Below are 16,376 nucleotides of genomic sequence, written 5' to 3'. Positions count from 1 at the left end.
TGTTCCTAACCGTATTGCTAAAGCGGCAATGGAAGAAAACATGGCTGATTTAAACCATGCACCATCAGAAGAATTAATGCGTTTATATCAAGCTTGGGCAAATGGTGGCGTAGGTCTAATCATTACTGGAAATGTGATGGTAGACCGCCGAGCGATGACTGGACCGGGCGGCGTAGTGCTTGAAGATGAAAAGCATCTAGATACTTTTAAAAAATGGGCACAAATTGGTCGTTCAAAAGGCGCTCAGATTTGGCTTCAAATTAACCATCCAGGGCGTCAAATGCAGTCAAATTTAGGGCAACAAACATGGGCGCCTTCTGCTGTTGCTTTAGATTTAGGCAAAATGTCAAATCGCTTTAATACACCAATTGAAATGACTGAATCTATGATTGCCGAGGTGATTCAGCGTTTTGCAAACACGGCGCGTTTAGGTGAAAAAGCAGGGTTTACCGGCGTAGAAATTCATGCAGCGCATGGTTATTTATTAAGCCAGTTTCTTTCACCACTCAGCAATAAACGCCAAGATCAATGGGGTGGTTCTTTAGAAAACCGCGCTCGGATTTTAATTGAAATTGTGGAAGCAGTTCGTAAAGTGGTTTCACCTCAGTTTACTGTTGCAGTAAAACTAAATTCAGCCGATTTCCAACGTGGTGGGTTTAGCGCTGAAGATGCTCAACAAGTGGTTAAAATGCTAAATGAACATGCAGTCGATTTAGTTGAGCTTTCAGGCGGTAGCTATGAAGCGCCTGCAATGCAAGGTCAAGCACGTGATGGCCGAACACTTGCTCGTGAAGCTTATTTTTTAGAGTTTGCCCAAGAAATTCGTAAAGTTGCCAAAATGCCTGTTATGGTGACAGGTGGCATACGCCGTAAACAGGTAGCAGAGCAGGTAGTTGAAAGTGGTGTAGATATGGTCGGTATTGCCACAGCTTTAGCGATTGAACCTAATCTGCCAAACGCTTGGAAACAAGGTCAAAATGTTGCACCTGAACTCAAGCCAATTACGTGGGAAAATAAAATGCTAGCTTCACTTGCGAATATGGCTGTGGTCAAATTCCAGTTCAGTAAGCTGAGTTCTGGTAAAAAGGCAAATCCAAATATATCACCAGCTTGGGCTCTAATTTTGCAACAATCAGCTATGTCATGCCGTACCCGCCAATACAAAAAAGGCATGCGTGACTATACATTTGCTTCTTAATAAGTGAGTTGTATTATGACAAATCTTAACGATTCAAACTGGATAATTTATGGAGCAAATGGTTACACGGGCGAGTTAATCGCTCGTGAAGCTGTACGCCAAGGTCTAAAACCAACTTTGGCTGGTCGTAACAAAGCTAAGGTTGAAACATTAGCTCAAGAGTTGGAACTAGACTATAAAGCTTTTGGACTTGATAACGTAGATGCGGTCAGTGAGCAACTGCAAGGCTTTAAACTGGTTATGCACTGTGCAGGGCCATTTTCAGCGACATCAAAACCCATGATGGAAGCGTGTATAAAAGCTGGTGCTCATTATCTCGACATTACGGGTGAAATCGCTGTATTTGAACTGGCACAGTCTCTTAACAGCCAAGCTGAAAAAGCCGATATTGTGCTTTGTCCGGGTGTTGGTTTCGATGTGATTCCGACAGATTGTATCGCTGCCGCGCTCAAAGAAGCATTGCCAGATGCGACCCATTTAGCACTTGGTTTTGACTCTAGAACAGGGTTTTCACCAGGTACTGCTAAAACAAGTACAGAAGGCATGGCCGAAGGCGGAAAAATTCGGAAAAATGGAAAAATTACTACCGTTCCATTAGCATATTATGTTCGGACCATTGATTTTGGTGACGGTAAAAAAAGTGCTATGAGTGTTCCGTGGGGAGATGTATCTACAGCGTTCTATACAACGGGTATTCCAAACATTGAAGTATTTGTACCCGCATTTCCCAAAATGATTTTTGGTGCGAAAATGATGAACTATGTACGTCCAATATTAAAAATCAATGCTGTACAAAAGTTTATTAAGTCGCGTATTGAAAAAACGGTTGTGGGGCCAAATGAGGAACTCCGCGCAAAAGTACCTACTTATGTTTGGGGTGAAGCCAGAAATTCACGTGGGGAAATCAAAACTGCCCGCATCCAAACGGAAAATGCGTATAGCCTTACCGTAAATGGCTCACTGACTGTGGTGGATTATTTACTCAAAAATACGGTTAAAGGTGGTACATATACACCAGCAAAACTGATGGGTTATAAGCTAGTGACCGAGTTGCCGGGTTCTGGTCCATTGGTTATTAATTAAGCCTTTATTAAAACAGCACGTTTATAGATAGTCCCGAATAAGGAGTCATTCTTGTTCGGGTAATTTATAAATATTTCAAATAAATACAGCTTTATATAGGTAAAAGAAAAGCAGAAAACAAAACACACCATAAGAAATAATTCAAATTGAATATACTAAAAAGCGATAAATTTTTTTCATAACAAAGGAATGTAAATAATGAGAAAACTCATACTATTTCTACATGCATCGCTTGACAGTTTTGTCGAAGGTCCAAATGGGGCAATGGACATAGGCTGGATTGCTTACGATGCCGATTTAGCAAATCATGCAAAAGAGATTTTGAGCACTGCCGATACGGTGATTTGGGGACGTGTGACTTACCAGATGATGCATAATTACTGGCCAGCAATGCTTTCAAATCCAGAAGCTTCGGAGCACGAACGAAATCATGCTGAGTGGATTGAAAAGACTGAAAAAATCGTTTTTTCAACTACTTTAGATACGGTTGAATGGAATAATTCCCGTCTTGTAAAAGACCATGTTGAAGAAGAAATTAATAAGCTGAAACAGCAATCGGGCAAAGATATGGTAATTCTAGGGAGTCCTCGATTCGCACACTATTTGATGCAACTTGGTTTAATCGATGAATATAAAATTACAGTTTCGCCCGTGCTGATTGGTAGCGGCTTGCCACTGTTTCAAGGCATTCAGCAAAAAACCAATCTTAAACTCATTGAAAATAAAACTTTTGCTTCTGGCGCGATAGGTCTTCACTATCAAAAGATAAGCTGATTTTTTCTATAATATTTGTATGGAAAAGACGAATTACAGTGCTGGTCTATAATTCGTCTTTTTAGCTTTATTGCATACTGCTTAAACGCTTAACAACTGTTTCAGCAATTTCTTTACTCGACTGAGGGTTTTGTCCAGTAATAATTCTGTCGTCCGAAACCACATAAGACGTAAATGGAATAAACGCTTCTTTGTAGTTTGCTCCATGTTCAATAAGTCCGTTTTGTAAAGAAAATGGAACTTGAGACTTAATACCTGAAAGTGTTTCTTCAATATTTGCAAAACCAGTAACGGTTCTACCTGCAATTAAGGGTTTGCCATTTTCATCCTGTAAAGGCAATAAACCACCCACACCATGACATACTGCTGAAACGACTCCACCTTGGCGATAGATTTGTTCACTAATATTCTGCAAAGCTTTATTGTTTGGAAAATCCCACATGGTGCCGTGCCCACCCGTATAGTAAATGGCTTTGTACTGGCTAGGATTAATGGCACTTGGAGCCAGCGTTGTTTTTAACCGCTGCATAAAGGCTGAGTCGGCTAAATGCTGACGGGCAGATTTGTCTAGGTAAATCGATTTTAGGCTACGTTCATCTAGAGGTATTTCACCACCTAAAGGACTTACAAAATCCATTTCATAACCAGCAGCCAAAGCGACATCGTAAAAATGAGTGAGTTCAGTCAGCCAAAGTCCTGTTTTATCCGAACGGGAAGGGTAAGCCGAGTGATTGGTCATTACGACTAAAATTTTTCCGTTTGCTTTGGTAAGGCTTTGAGCTTTATTTGACTCAGCGGCATGTACCACATGTGTAGTCAAAAAAATGGCAAAAATAATGGTTAACCAACGCTGAAAATCCCAAACTTTAAACATCACAGGTTCCTCATTTATCACCTGTTATCCATCGTATGTTTAAAGTGTACTTTAAGGTCAATAGAGTTGTTAAAAAATTACGGTGTTTTTGCTTTGTCGAAATAGAGATTCATGAGTCGTTCTGCATTTTGCTCGCAGGTAATTTCATCGGGTTTGTCATTAATGGCATTAATCATGGTACGTAAGTTTTGCTTACTCACCTTGAGTTTTTGTTCTAAAAGCTCTATTTCTTGAATTTTTAATTCAATTGTTTGAATAAGTGCATCATGGTTCCAAGTGGCAACTTTTGAAGGCAAAAAAGCTTTAATTTCTGCTAAAGAAAACCCAACTTGCTGGGCTTGTTGGATAAGAGAAAGTTGCTTCAAATCGTTATCGGTGTATTCACGATAACCATTCGATTTTCTTTTTGCTTTAGGTAAGAGTTTGATTTGCTCATAGTAACGAATTGTAGGGGTGCTTAAGCCGCTTAGTTTCGATAACTCGCTAATATTCATGGCACAGACTCTATTGACATTAAAGTTAACTTTAGACTTATAGTAGTGTAAAAGCAAGGTTCATAACTTTACTAACCACACACTTTAAGTAACAGCTTTCTATGCTTTGATAGATGAAAGAATAGAATTATAAATATGAAAAATGAGGTGAGAAAATGTCTAAACGCATATTGCATGTCGTGACCAATATTTCACGTTATAAGGATGTAGATGAACCAACAGGGCTGTGGTTAGGCGAACTCACCCATGCCTATGATGAATTTGAAAAGCAAGGTTACATACAAGATATTGTTAGCCCAAATGGCGGAAAAACTCCAATTGAACCAAAATCGCTTGTGCCTTTAGTGGCAGATAAATCTGTCAAAGACCGAGAAAAGGACCAAGCTTTTATTACACTGCTGGCAAATACGTTTAAGCCTTCCGATATTAATGGGCAAGATTATGACGTAATCTATTACACAGGTGGTCACGGTGTGATGTGGGATTTTTTAGATAACCCTGAACTTCAAGAAATCACCAAAAATATTTATGAAAATGGCGGTATCGTTTCAAGTGTTTGTCATGGCTATTGTGGCTTGCTCAATGTACGACTTTCAAATGGTGAGCGACTGATAAAAGATAAGAAGTTAACAGGCTTTGCTTGGAGTGAAGAGGTTCTGGCAGGGGTAGCAAAAAAAGTGCCGTACAATGCCGAAGAGTTAGCGAAAGAATATGGCGCTCATTATGAAAAAGCTTTTATTCCCTTTGCACCATATGTAGTTCAAGACGGCAAGTTAATTACAGGTCAAAACCCTTTTTCAGCTAGAAAGACGGCTTTAGCAATAGTAGTAGAGCTAGAAAAGAATGCGTCGTGAAAATTACTCAAAGTTATGAATAAGACAAGCCGAATACTACAAATGAGTGTTCGGCTTATTTATATAAAACTACGAACGCCACCAATAATTTTCGACATTTGGTTCATTTAAGTTTAAGAGTTCTCCCATTTGAGGTGTGCTAATCGCTAACGCATTTTCTTTAGCTAAACCGACAATACGTTCAAACGGATCATCCCAAGCATGAAGTGCCAAATCAAAAGTACCGTTGTGCACAGGCAATAAATGACGACCTTTTAAATCGATATGTGCTTGTAAAGTTTGCTCTGGTTGCATGTGAACATCAGGCCATTCAGGGTCATAAGCACCAGTTTCTAACATGGTCAGATCAAATGGGCCATAACGGTGTCCAATCTCTTTAAACCCATCGAAATAGCCTGTGTCACCACTAAAAAATATCCGTAAGTCATTATCAATAATCACCCACGAAGCCCAAAGCGTCGTATTGCTATCACCCATACCACGGCCTGAAAAATGATGAGCAGGAGTAGCCACCAATTTTAGTCCATCTACATGGGTAGTATCCCACCAATCAAGTTGTTGAACTTTTTCTGCTGGAACTCCCCATTTAATGAGTGTGTCACCCACACCAAGCGGTGTTAAGAAATGCTCAACTTTATCGTTAAGTTGCATAACTGCATGGTAGTCGAGGTGGTCGTAGTGGTTATGCGACAAAATCACGCCTTTAATGGGCGGTAAGTCAGCAATACTAATTGGTGGTTGGTGGAACCGTTTTGGTCCAAGCCACTGAAAAGGTGATGCACGCTCTGAAAAAACTGGGTCGGTTAACCAAAATTCATTTTGCAGTTTTAACAAGATGGTTGAGTGGCCCAAACGAAATAGAGAGCGATCGGGTGCACTTAACAACTGTTCTTTCGACAAACTTAAAACAGGAATTTCTCTGTTTGGAACGGTATCTTTTGGTTTGTTAAATAGAAACTTCCACATGAGCTGAAGCGTTTTGCCAAAAGAAGGTTTGTGTTGATTTGGACGCGTATTTCTAAATTTGCCATTGTGCTGTTGAGATGGCATTAAGGGAGAAGGCAAGTCTGTTGTGTTTGAAATAGTCATCTTGTTTTTCCTTATTGGAACAAACCTATATGTGCAAATAAGAACTTGGGCTAAGTGCTTATTTTGATTTATTTAAATGAGTATTTGCTCACTCATTAATTGGTTTAAAAATAAGGACGCCGTGCATCCTTAACTTTTATCTAAATTGAAACTGCATGCCAAAACGCTTCAAAACCAGATTTACGATAACGCTCGGTTTGAGAAGGGTCTTGGGCAATAAAATTAAGTGTAACTTCGGCAAGCGCACCTAAAATTGAAGCAATAAATAACGGTGGATAATCTCTTAATTTGCCATCGTTAATACGTTCTTGAATGTTTTGGGTGAGGTCACAAAAGGTTTGCATACCAATTTGTTTGCTTTGCTCAGTAATTTGTTCCGAGGTTGAAAGCTGTGCCATGACTTTACGTTTAAGAGGAGCTTCTAAACTCCAGTCCAAATAGCTTTGCCAGATATGTGACATTTGTGTTTGTAGGTCAGAATCAGCAGGGTAACCAAGCATCATGACCTGACGTAGTTCAGCCTTGAGTGAAAGATATAACTGGTTCAGCAGTTCTTCTTTATTGCTAAAATAGGTAAATAAAGTACCTTCTGCTACACCAGCGACTTTTGCAATTTTTGAGGTAGACGCACGCTCGCCAAGCTCTGCTAATGTTTCAATAGCAGCACTTAAAATTGCATTACGTTTATCTTCACTGCGTGGACGAGCCATATATAAATACATTAATTGAGTGATTACTCAATCATACATAAAAATAATGAGAGAGCAAGATTTATTTTGTTAGATCCACATTATTGATTCGTTCTAAAAGTAATGGGTGTTTGACCTGTCCATTTCTTAAAAGCTCGTGTGAAATTTGTAGGTTGTATATAGCCCAGATAAAGCGCAATTTCTTGAATATCCATATCACTATGGAGTAACAAATGTTCTGCTTCTTTTTGTTGAGCTTCTTCAAGCAGTTGCAGATATGAAGAACCGACTTGGTTCAAATGGCGCCGTAATGTTCGACTAGACATGTTTAAGCGAGTCGCAATTTCATCAAATGAGGGATAACCCACCTGTGGTTTTAAGTTTAGTTCGGCCTTTACGGTCAGGCATATATCTTTAATTTGCTCTGAAAAACGGATTTGTTCAGCTTCACACTGCGCCAGAGCTTGTTTAAAGGCAATCGGATCTGCCATTTTAATGGGTAAATCTAGAAGCTGTTTTTTATATCGAATTTGATTAGTTGCTTGATTAAATCGAATAGGTGGCAATAAATGCTGATAGGCTTTGTGATAGGTAGGTTCTGGCCAATCCACCCATAACTCAATTTCAGTAAAGTCATGCTCTATCAAAAATTGACCAGCTTGAATCACGCCAATCATCAAACATTCATAAAAAAATCGTCTAAGCTTTTCCACTTGCGTGGGCTGATTGCTGACAACAGGATGAGTTTCTTTAATTTCAATAATAGAAAATTCATGATCGTCTAGCAGAGCAATGCGGTAATCTTTTAATCGCATGTTAAAGAATTGCGTTGAAACATCGAGAGCCTGATGTAAGTTTGGGCTACTCATTAAGGCATATCCCATCGGGCCATGAGCAGTTAAACGCAGTTTTAGCCCATATTCATATCCCAAGCCAGAATCTTTCGACAATAACAAGCTTTCCCATGCCAGTTTAGACCACTGCACAGGAGTAATTCGCGCATCTAATTGATCTAAAAGGTTTAAGGGAATTTTACTTTTCTTCAAAATTTCAAGCGCAGAAAATCCTTTGTCGACCATGATTTCTAATAACAAATGCGCATAAGAAATGGGAATACTGGCTTTGGAAAGCCCATAAGGATCTTTCATATTATTTTTTATTATGGCCGAAAATGATTATCAGTATGTCTGATCTGCATCTCACGCTCAAGTTAAAAGTTCGGAATAATTAATTTATTGTATTTTGAGCATCAATTATGAGCTTACCTATTCCACAAGCTTCCTCTCGAGTTGTGATTACTGGCGCTTCATCGGGCATTGGTGAACAGCTAGCAAAACAGTTTGCTGTACGGGGCTATTCTTTAGTTTTAGTGGCTCGCCGTGTAGAAAAATTAGAGGCACTTGCTGAAAAATTAAAAGCCGAATATCAAATATCCGTAGATTTATATCCATGTGATTTGGGTGATCGGGCGGCGCGAGCTAAATTTCGTGATTATTTAGAAAATATTGAAGTAGCCATTCTTTGTAATAACGCTGGATTTGCGACTTTTGGTTGTTTGCAAGATTTAGATGCAGACCGAGAGCGTGAAGAAGTTGAAGTTAATACGGTGGCAATTCATGACCTGACTTTAACTGTGTTGCCACAAATGATTAAAAGAAAAGCTGGGGCAATACTTATTGTCGGGTCAACTTCTGGTCATCAGCCAACTCCAGCAAATGCAACTTATGCAGCAACTAAGGCATTTGCCAACTCTTTTGCTGAGTCATTACATAGCGAACTTAAAGGGACAGGGGTTAGCTGTACGCTACTGGCTCCGGGGCCAACCAAAACTGGTTTTAATGAAGTTGCAGGCATTACAAAAATTGATGGTGTTGGTGGAGGTCTCGTTTGGGTAACAGCAGAACGCGTTGCCAAAGAAGCCATTCAAGGAATGGATCGGAATTGTCGAATTGTGATTCCGGGTTTCGTGGCACAGGCCCAAACCTTTGGAGGGCGTTACACACCACGCATTATTTTGCTGCCCATTCTTAAACAAGTATTTTCGAGATTAAGCCCATGAAACAGTTGATTAATGACTTACGTGTGCCTGTGGGTTTAGCCAATCTTGGCAATAAGCTTTATCACAATGCCCACTATTTGACTGCTGTTGTTGAAGTTGATGAAAAAGCAATGGCGCGCTGGTTACCATCTGGAATGACACTGGTTAAACCTGCCAGAGCCGATCTGTTTTGTGCGTATTTCCCAGAAAATGTCTATACGGGTGCTTACCATGAAGCGGGTTTATTTGTTCATATTAAAGTAGGCAATAAAACAGGGATCTTTTGCCCTTGGATGATTTTAGACGATGATCGCGCCATGATTATTGGACGTGAGTTGCTTGGCTATCCTAAAAAGATGGGTGAGATTAGTTGGGAAAATGACGGCAAACGTATTGTTAGCAATGCCTCACGCCGCGGTACAACGCTCATTGAAATGGAAGCTAAGCTTGGTGAAGTCATTGATGATGCACCTCCAATTTTAGGATTACCGCATCGGAATATTACGGGTGGGTTAGGAATTGGTTTACCACGCGAAGTTCGATTTACCCCGAAAGAGCATCCAGTTGAAGTGCGTCAGGTTGAAATGAACCTACGCTTTACAGGTACAGCAAACGATCCTTTACATGATATGGGATTGGGCGAAGTTGTTGAGGCTAGATTACATCGAGTTGATTTATCGGGTGGATTAATTCCTCCAATTCAAATACCTCGTCTACGCACGCCGTTATTTTTATTGCGCCAATTTAATCCTCGCGTTTTATAACTGGAGAATAAAGATGAATGCGTTCTTTAAGTCAAAACAAACACAAGATTTTTCTAAAATCTCGGCTTCAATTGATATTCCTGTAAGAACAATGGATTTTACTTTTCCGGATGAAATTCCTGAGTTCTGGTTTGATAACAATGCCTTACTTACGATGTTGTTGACTGCATTATCGAGCGCATTTCCAGATGGTGAACGTCAATTTATTCATAGTGTACGTAATTATCAGGCAAAAATTGAAGATCCTGTTCTGCTTAAACAAGTCCGTGCTTTTATTGGTCAAGAAGCACATCACGGTAAAGAACATGACGTGCTCAATGCTGTCATGCTGAAAAAGGGTTATCCCGTAGACCGAATTTATAAGCGCTTTAAAAAGATGAATCGCTTGATGCAGGAGCAATTCTCTACAGCTCATCAGCTTGCATGCACCGTATGTATGGAACACCTCACAGCTATTTTAGCTGACTATTTTATTAGTACCGCACCCCAAGATTTAACATTGTTTAATACCCATGTCAGAAAAATCTGGGCATGGCATGCGATTGAGGAAACCGAACATAAAGCTGTGGCTTTTGATGTGTATCAGTCTTTGGTCAATAGACCTTATTTCTTACGATTGGTGATGTTAGAAACCACACTTTCTTTTCTTATCATTACCACCAGAGGAACAACCGAACTGTTACGAGCTTCTGGCAAACAACGAGATTTAAAAGAACTTTATCAAGGTTTCCGTTATTTGTTTGGAAAACAAGGTTTAGTCAGACGGATTGGCAGACATTATCTCGACTTTTTCTCCGCAGATTTTCACCCTTGGCAGCATGACAATCGGGACATGATGAACTTATTAAAAAAACAATATTTCAATGAAGAGCTGCTGAAATAATCAAAAGTTGATGCTTGTGCAGTACTCACAGAACAAACAATTTTAGGAATAATTATCATGGCACAGTCTACATCTACAAATTCTCCATTACAGCAACCATTAAAATTGGCATGTGGCATAACCATACCCAACCGTATTGCAAAGTCGGCCATGAGTGAACAATTGGCTGATCGACACGGCTCACCCACCACAGACTTACAGCAACTCTATGCAGCATGGGCAAGGGGTGGAGCTGGGTTGTTAGTTACGGGCAATGTGATGATTGACCATCGTGCCTTTGTTGAGCCACGAAATGTCGTTTTGCAAGATGAGCAATTTTTACAAGCAAATAAGTTATGGGCTCAGGCTGCTAAGGCCAATGGCAGCAAAATTATTATGCAGATTAACCATCCGGGCCGTGTTGCGGTTTTGCCACTTTTGAAAAAGCCGATCGCGCCCTCAGCAGTCGGGCTTGATTTACCTGCTATGAATATTATTCGTATTCCACGAGCAATGACTGAAGCAGATATTTTAGAGCAAATTAAACGCTTTGCTACAACCGCAGAGCTTGCTGTTAAAGCAGGGTTTGATGGCGTACAGGTACATGCAGCACATGGTTATTTACTCTCGCAATTTTTATCACCTTTGGCTAACGTTCGGACAGATGGGTGGGGAGGAAGTCCTGAAAATCGATGCCGTATGTTGATCGAAACGGTTCGAGCTGTACGAGCTGCAATAGGCAAAGACAAAATATTAAGCGTAAAACTCAACTCTGCCGATTTTCAAAAGGGCGGCTTAAGTCAGGAAGAGTCTCTACAAATTGCATTAGCTTTAGAAGCAGAAGGGATCGATCTCTTAGAGATTTCAGGCGGGAATTATGAATCTCCTGCACAGTTAGGCTATGCACCAGATCGTTCTGCTCAGCGTGATGCATATTTTATTGACTATGCCACCGCACTTCGCAAACAAAGCAAATTACCACTGATGTTAACAGGTGGACTGCGCGATGTAGATTTTATGAACCATATTGTTGCCAATGGTACGGTCGATTTAGTTGGGTTGGCTCGACCTTTTGCAATACAACCAGATTTAGCCAAACAACTGTTAGCCGGAAAATCGGTATTAAAACCTGCAAAAATTCCAGCCATTGGATACAAACCAGTAGATGCCTATTTGCAACTCGCTTGGCATGCTTCGCAATTTCGCCGTATTAGCAGTGGGCAACAACCCAAAGCGATTCAGGGCTTAGTGCGAACATTGATTGCCTTTGGTCCACGTATGGGCTTTAACATTTTGACTCAGGATTAATGGGAAACGCTTTTGATAGATAAGGATTTGTTATCATGAATAGTTTAATCAGACAAAACCATGTGATTGTTCCGCGGCGTCCTGTATTTAATTTTACTGAAACGCCAACGCATTGGATTTATGACGATCCAATAGTTTCACAAATATTAAATTCAATTAATCCGATTACACCGGCACCAGAACGTTGGTTTTGTCAGACGTTTAGAGATGCATTGCCTTACATTCAAGATGAAAAACTTAAAGAGGCAGCAATTGCTTTCATTAAACAAGAGGGTGCTCATAGTTATGGGCACACTCTCGGAACACGGCATATAGAGGCGTTAGGGATTGATTTAAGTCGTTATACCCAGATGACGAATTGGATATTTAATGACATGATTGGCCCAAAACCATTAGGCTATGAATTGAAGCATCCACGCTTAAAGTCAATGTGGCTAACGACCCGATTAGCAATGGTGGCTGCTGCCGAACATCTGACTGGAGTGTTAGGACATTGGGTTCTCAATGCAGAGGGATTACAACAAGCACCTGTCGATGTGGAAATGTTACGGTTATTGCAATGGCACGGGGCTGAAGAGGTTGAGCACCGTGAAGTAGCCGATGCAATGTTTAGATATTTTAGCAATAGTAATGTACTTCGAGTGGGGGCCGCAGTTTTCACGTTCCCTCTATTTATTGTTTTGGCTTATGTTGCTGTTGAAAATCTAGTAGAACAAGATGCGCAATTACCACATCGTTTTCGTTTCAAAGATTATTTCCGAGCAGCTCGACAAGACCGTGTGCCTAAGGTTGACGATATAATTGGTGCCTGCTTACGTTATTTTAACCATAAACATAGTCCACTAAATGAAGGCTCAACTGAGCAAGCCTTAACTTTTTTATCTACAATAAAAGAACTTAACTAAATAAAAGCTTGTACGAATATTGCTTCTTTCAGGCTCAAAGATAATGAATAAGACCTTTTAATTTATCTTATTCATAGTATATAGCCGACATATGAGCGGCTATATACTCATTCGAACCCTTGCGTAATCTAGATAATATTTGAGCTATGTACCTTATTCATCAAATTGCAAAACCACTTTCCCTTTTGATCGGCCAGTATTTACATATTGAAGCGCTTCTTTGATTTGAACAAAGCCATAGGTCTGGTCAACCACAGGTTTAATTTTTCCAGTTTCTACCAGTTCGGTAATTTTTGAGAGCTGTTGACCATTTGGCTGCATAAATAGAAATGAATAGGTAATGCCGCGTTTTTTTGCTTTATGTCGAATTGACCAGCTTAATATCGGAATAACACATTTTAGGAACCAGTTTGGATTAATTACCTCTGCAAAAGCATGGTCAGGTGGCCCTGAAATACTAATAAGACGTCCACCACGTTTAAGAACGTTTAGTGATTTTTCTAAGGTTTTTCCGCCTTGTGTATCTAAAACTACGTCGTAGTCTTTAAGCTCTTGCTCAAAGTCCATTGTTTTATAGTCAATGATAATGTCAGCACCTAGCTCTTTTACCCAACCACTGTTTTTGGCACTGGTTGTGGTTGCAACCGTAGCGCCAAGAGACTTGGCAAGTTGAATTGCAATTGAACCCACACCGCCAGAACCTGCATGAATAAGTACTTTTTGACCAGCTTTAACTTTTGCAATTTCAACCAGTGCTTGCCATGACGTTAGGGCAACTAAAGGTAGGGCAGCTGCCTGTTCCATCGAAATATTTTGCGGTTTAAGCGCAAGTGAAGACTGTTGAACGATCGTATATTCAGCAAATGCGCCGTTTAAATCGGTCTTGGCATAAACTTCATCACCCACTTTAAACTGGCTTACATTCGATCCAACTTCTACGACTGTACCTGCAAAATCGTTCCCTAATATTAAAGGAAACTTCACTGGAAGAATTGCTTTAAATTCACCCTCTAAAACTCTTAAGTCGAGAGGGTTGATGCTTGCTGCATGAACTTTAACAAGCACGGTATCTTCGGTTACAGAAGGCTTGGGTTGTTCATCGAATTGTACATCATCAATATTGCCATAACGGCTAATGTAGGCTGCTTTCATTTGAAACCTCTATTTCTCAAAATTATTTTAAAGTTTTATAGGCTTGGGTTTGTTCTAAACTTTCAAGCTGCGGTGAATTAATTTGTCAAAGATCTTTGCAGGTGCAAATCGTCTTAACGCTTTTAAGCTTTTTGCAGTTTTTCCTGCTGTGTAGCGTTGCACAACATGTTGACTTTGAATGACCGCTAAAATTGTATTGGCAACCACACTCGGGTCATCTGACTTATTAATTGAATTAATCATTTGTTTATGTAGCTTTTCACGAGTTTGATCGTAAAAAGAAATTTTATTGTCTGCTTCGAGTAAGTTTACTCCCAAAGACGTATTGGTGTAAGCGGGTTCAATAAGTGACACACGAATGCCTTGAGATCTTAATTCGTGATCTAAAGATTCAGAGTAACCTTCAAGTGCATGTTTTGATGCAGAGTAAAGTGCACCAAAAGGCAGAGGTAAAAGCCCAAGAATTGAACTGATATTTAAGATCAATCCTGAGTGTTTCTGGCGCATATGTGGAATCACAGCACGAGTCATTCGAACCGCACCAAAAAAGTTGGTGTCAAAAATAGCCTGTGCTTGCTGCATTGAACTTTCTTCGGCGCCAGCAGGTGCTATTGCAAACCCAGCATTATTAATTAAGACATCAATTTTTCCTTCGCTTGAGATGACTTTCTCAACGGCTTGGGCAACTGAATCATCTTGATTTACATCTAACTCAATAAGATGGAATTTGTATTTTGATGAATCTTTTGCTTGTCGGCTTGTGCCATAAACAATAAATCCAGCCTCATGTAAAAGGTTTGCTGTTGCTAAACCAATACCAGAAGATGCGCCTGTAATTAGAACTACTTTACCAGTCATACCATTTTTTCCAATTTGAAGGTGTTCGCTATTCAGTTTCACCTTGATATTTTCATCATAATCTAAAAACAAAATAGTTACTACTAAAATGATAGTGACTTTTATCGAATTTATTTCTAGTTTTTATTGGCTCATACGATTTTCAAACCAATTTCAAAATTAATGAAGAAAGAAATTGCATACAAAAAATAAAAGCTCTGCAAATCATTCACCAACCTTAAAGCTCAATGTCGATGGAACTTTATTTACTTATCGTGAATTTGGGAAAAAGAAGGCACACCAATTATTCTGCTAAATCATTTTAGTGTTGTAATTGATGATTGGGATCCTAGAGCCATTGATGGGATTGCTAAAGAAAAGTGGAGCATCATCTTTGACAATCGGGGTGTTGGCGGTTCACAAGGAAAAACTTCAGCTACTGTTCAAGCAATGGCTGATGATGCGATTGAATTTGAAACGCTTGGTTTAGTTTTATTAATTACTTACCCAGACTCAGGTTACGGAGGAATATTTCAATTTCATCAAGACTTTGTGGGAAAGGTAATTCAGTTTTTAGAATAACTTGAATATTGTATAAAATGATGCCTCGGTTGACATCATTTTATATAGCTAGCTTTATACGATATTCTTTGAATTCCATATAGTTAAAGCTTTATTTGCCGCATTTTCTGCTATTTGTGCTTCTGCGCCTAATCCAACTATTAGATTAATACACATTGGAATTAGAATTTCGGTGGTGGGATTAGGGCAACTAGTAAAATGTTGCCCAAGCTCTAACATAATAAATCCATGCAGTGCACTCCATAACTGTGCTGCCATCACATCAGGGTCAATGTCTCGAATATATTTTGCTTCTATCAGATTGAGACATTCTTGACGTAAGTATGAATAAGAATTTTTAAATGCTTCTGTACTTTCATTGGCTGAAGCTTCACTTCTCCGAAGAGGTGTATATCTTCCCTGAATAGACAAGCCAAACATCAAATCATAAAGATGCGGATTAGCCATAGCAAAATTTCGGCATTCTAAAGCCATTAAACACATGTTTGTCATTGGCTCGTCTGTGTTTTCTATACTTTTAAATAAACGAGCTTGTTGGGTAAATCCTTCGTCAGCTATGGCTTGCAGCAGCTCAGGCACCCCGCCAAAGTGAGTATAAACACCCATAGTGGACTGACCTGCTTCTAAAGCAACAGTTCTCGCTTTAATTTGAGAAGGACCTTGGTTTTCGATTATTCGCATTGCTGCTTCTAATAAACGTGTACGAGGACTTTTTTTTTCCATAACAAAGTTATTGCGCAATAAAAATAACATTGTTATATTAAACCATAACAATGTTATTGTTAATGCTTAAGAGCTACTAATTTCATATTTTTTAAATAAAAGTTAAGCAAAGCTGAACGGATTCTTCCAGCGAGATATCGAGCTTAGAGA

Annotated in this window: 18 protein-coding genes; 10 read left to right on the top strand and 8 right to left on the bottom strand. The window is 39.5% G+C overall.

Features of this window, described 5'->3' with window-relative positions; translation table 11 throughout:
• From NL42_RS06840 to NL42_RS06830, 3 genes are all read left to right on the top strand, one after another.
• On the top strand, positions 1-1,198 hold a 1,198-nt coding region (locus NL42_RS06840), incomplete at its 5' end, for an NADH:flavin oxidoreductase/NADH oxidase family protein (RefSeq protein WP_461312226.1).
• Positions 1,199-1,213: 15 nt separating this feature from the next.
• Positions 1,214-2,281, top strand: coding sequence for a saccharopine dehydrogenase family protein (locus NL42_RS06835; RefSeq protein ID WP_461312225.1), 1,068 nt, complete (start codon positions 1,214-1,216; stop codon positions 2,279-2,281).
• A 198-nt stretch (positions 2,282-2,479) separates the two neighbouring features.
• Positions 2,480-3,055, top strand: a complete 576-nt coding sequence (locus NL42_RS06830; protein ID WP_461312224.1) for a dihydrofolate reductase family protein — start codon at positions 2,480-2,482, stop codon at positions 3,053-3,055.
• A 67-nt stretch (positions 3,056-3,122) separates the two neighbouring features.
• On the opposite strand, the gene NL42_RS06825 is transcribed toward NL42_RS06830, so the two are convergent.
• The gene (locus NL42_RS06825) at positions 3,123-3,929 is read right to left on the bottom strand and encodes a type 1 glutamine amidotransferase domain-containing protein (RefSeq protein ID WP_461312223.1); all 807 of its coding nucleotides are present in this window, start codon (positions 3,927-3,929) and stop codon (positions 3,123-3,125) included.
• A 77-nt stretch (positions 3,930-4,006) separates the two neighbouring features.
• Positions 4,007-4,423 (bottom strand): MerR family transcriptional regulator, encoded by a 417-nt coding sequence (locus NL42_RS06820; protein WP_005128575.1) that lies wholly within the window; start codon positions 4,421-4,423, stop codon positions 4,007-4,009.
• A gap of 155 nt (positions 4,424-4,578) precedes the next feature.
• On the opposite strand from NL42_RS06820, the gene NL42_RS06815 reads away from it, so the two are divergent.
• Positions 4,579-5,277: a type 1 glutamine amidotransferase domain-containing protein gene (locus NL42_RS06815; RefSeq protein WP_461312222.1), complete on the top strand. Its 699-nt coding sequence runs from the start codon at positions 4,579-4,581 to the stop codon at positions 5,275-5,277.
• A 69-nt stretch (positions 5,278-5,346) separates the two neighbouring features.
• On the opposite strand, the gene NL42_RS06810 is transcribed toward NL42_RS06815, so the two are convergent.
• The 3 genes from NL42_RS06810 to NL42_RS06800 form a co-directional block, all read right to left on the bottom strand.
• The gene (locus tag NL42_RS06810) at positions 5,347-6,366 is read right to left on the bottom strand and encodes an MBL fold metallo-hydrolase (protein WP_461312221.1); all 1,020 of its coding nucleotides are present in this window, start codon (positions 6,364-6,366) and stop codon (positions 5,347-5,349) included.
• Between the two features lie 140 nt (positions 6,367-6,506).
• Positions 6,507-7,076 carry a TetR/AcrR family transcriptional regulator gene (locus tag NL42_RS06805; protein ID WP_224972240.1) on the bottom strand — a complete coding sequence of 190 codons (570 nt, stop codon included), beginning with the start codon at positions 7,074-7,076 and terminating at the stop codon, positions 6,507-6,509.
• An 80-nt stretch (positions 7,077-7,156) separates the two neighbouring features.
• Positions 7,157-8,203, bottom strand: a complete 1,047-nt coding sequence (locus tag NL42_RS06800; protein ID WP_199943171.1) for an AraC family transcriptional regulator — start codon at positions 8,201-8,203, stop codon at positions 7,157-7,159.
• A gap of 107 nt (positions 8,204-8,310) precedes the next feature.
• Between NL42_RS06800 and NL42_RS06795 the strand changes: the two genes are divergently transcribed.
• The 5 genes from NL42_RS06795 to NL42_RS06775 are packed head-to-tail and all read left to right on the top strand — an operon-like array spanning position 8,311 to position 12,932.
• Positions 8,311-9,114, top strand: coding sequence for an SDR family NAD(P)-dependent oxidoreductase (locus NL42_RS06795; protein ID WP_461312220.1), 804 nt, complete (start codon positions 8,311-8,313; stop codon positions 9,112-9,114).
• Positions 9,111-9,857: an acetoacetate decarboxylase family protein gene (locus NL42_RS06790; RefSeq protein ID WP_461312219.1), complete on the top strand. Its 747-nt coding sequence runs from the start codon at positions 9,111-9,113 to the stop codon at positions 9,855-9,857. Before NL42_RS06795 ends, NL42_RS06790 begins: the two co-directional genes overlap by 4 nt.
• Positions 9,858-9,870: 13 nt before the next feature.
• Complete coding sequence (locus tag NL42_RS06785) at positions 9,871-10,740, top strand: metal-dependent hydrolase (protein ID WP_461312218.1); 870 nt, start codon at positions 9,871-9,873, stop codon at positions 10,738-10,740.
• Between the two features lie 57 nt (positions 10,741-10,797).
• Positions 10,798-12,027, top strand: coding sequence for an NADH:flavin oxidoreductase/NADH oxidase family protein (locus NL42_RS06780; protein WP_461312217.1), 1,230 nt, complete (start codon positions 10,798-10,800; stop codon positions 12,025-12,027).
• Between the two features lie 35 nt (positions 12,028-12,062).
• A complete protein-coding gene (locus NL42_RS06775; RefSeq protein WP_461312216.1) occupies positions 12,063-12,932 on the top strand; it encodes a metal-dependent hydrolase in 870 nt (289 codons plus the stop codon).
• Positions 12,933-13,085: 153 nt separating this feature from the next.
• Here the strand turns inward: NL42_RS06775 and NL42_RS06770 are convergent, their stop codons facing one another.
• On the bottom strand, positions 13,086-14,084 hold the full coding sequence (locus NL42_RS06770) for an NADP-dependent oxidoreductase (protein WP_461312215.1): 999 nt from the start codon (positions 14,082-14,084) through the stop codon (positions 13,086-13,088).
• A gap of 54 nt (positions 14,085-14,138) precedes the next feature.
• Positions 14,139-14,942 (bottom strand): oxidoreductase, encoded by an 804-nt coding sequence (locus NL42_RS06765; RefSeq protein ID WP_461312214.1) that lies wholly within the window; start codon positions 14,940-14,942, stop codon positions 14,139-14,141.
• Positions 14,943-15,371: 429 nt separating this feature from the next.
• On the opposite strand from NL42_RS06765, the gene NL42_RS06760 reads away from it, so the two are divergent.
• A complete protein-coding gene (locus NL42_RS06760) occupies positions 15,372-15,503 on the top strand; it encodes a hypothetical protein (protein ID WP_461312213.1) in 132 nt (43 codons plus the stop codon).
• Positions 15,504-15,557: 54 nt separating this feature from the next.
• On the opposite strand, the gene NL42_RS06755 is transcribed toward NL42_RS06760, so the two are convergent.
• A complete protein-coding gene (locus NL42_RS06755) occupies positions 15,558-16,256 on the bottom strand; it encodes a TetR/AcrR family transcriptional regulator (RefSeq protein WP_461312212.1) in 699 nt (232 codons plus the stop codon).
• Between the last annotated feature and the right edge of the window lie 120 nt (positions 16,257-16,376).

The sequence above is a fragment of the Acinetobacter sp. GN11 genome, assembly GCF_054823985.1.
This window is presented reverse-complemented; position numbering and strand designations above follow the sequence as displayed.

Bases quoted from the DNA above. Each gene is read 5' to 3' on its own strand.
- NL42_RS06755 (WP_461312212.1), bottom strand. From the start codon at position 16,256: ATGTTATTTTTATTGCGCAATAACTTTGTTATGGAAAAAAAAAGTCCT.
- NL42_RS06775 (WP_461312216.1), top strand. From the start codon at position 12,063: ATGAATAGTTTAATCAGACAAAACCATGTGATTGTTCCGCGGCGTCCT.
- NL42_RS06770 (WP_461312215.1), bottom strand. From the start codon at position 14,084: ATGAAAGCAGCCTACATTAGCCGTTATGGCAATATTGATGATGTACAA.
- NL42_RS06830 (WP_461312224.1), top strand. From the start codon at position 2,480: ATGAGAAAACTCATACTATTTCTACATGCATCGCTTGACAGTTTTGTC.
- NL42_RS06795 (WP_461312220.1), top strand. From the start codon at position 8,311: ATGAGCTTACCTATTCCACAAGCTTCCTCTCGAGTTGTGATTACTGGC.
- NL42_RS06800 (WP_199943171.1), bottom strand. From the start codon at position 8,203: ATGAAAGATCCTTATGGGCTTTCCAAAGCCAGTATTCCCATTTCTTAT.
- NL42_RS06760 (WP_461312213.1), top strand. From the start codon at position 15,372: ATGGCTGATGATGCGATTGAATTTGAAACGCTTGGTTTAGTTTTATTA.
- NL42_RS06790 (WP_461312219.1), top strand. From the start codon at position 9,111: ATGAAACAGTTGATTAATGACTTACGTGTGCCTGTGGGTTTAGCCAAT.
- NL42_RS06780 (WP_461312217.1), top strand. From the start codon at position 10,798: ATGGCACAGTCTACATCTACAAATTCTCCATTACAGCAACCATTAAAA.
- NL42_RS06820 (WP_005128575.1), bottom strand. From the start codon at position 4,423: ATGAATATTAGCGAGTTATCGAAACTAAGCGGCTTAAGCACCCCTACA.
- NL42_RS06805 (WP_224972240.1), bottom strand. From the start codon at position 7,076: ATGGCTCGTCCACGCAGTGAAGATAAACGTAATGCAATTTTAAGTGCT.
- NL42_RS06835 (WP_461312225.1), top strand. From the start codon at position 1,214: ATGACAAATCTTAACGATTCAAACTGGATAATTTATGGAGCAAATGGT.
- NL42_RS06815 (WP_461312222.1), top strand. From the start codon at position 4,579: ATGTCTAAACGCATATTGCATGTCGTGACCAATATTTCACGTTATAAG.
- NL42_RS06785 (WP_461312218.1), top strand. From the start codon at position 9,871: ATGAATGCGTTCTTTAAGTCAAAACAAACACAAGATTTTTCTAAAATC.
- NL42_RS06765 (WP_461312214.1), bottom strand. From the start codon at position 14,942: ATGACTGGTAAAGTAGTTCTAATTACAGGCGCATCTTCTGGTATTGGT.
- NL42_RS06810 (WP_461312221.1), bottom strand. From the start codon at position 6,366: ATGACTATTTCAAACACAACAGACTTGCCTTCTCCCTTAATGCCATCT.
- NL42_RS06825 (WP_461312223.1), bottom strand. From the start codon at position 3,929: ATGTTTAAAGTTTGGGATTTTCAGCGTTGGTTAACCATTATTTTTGCC.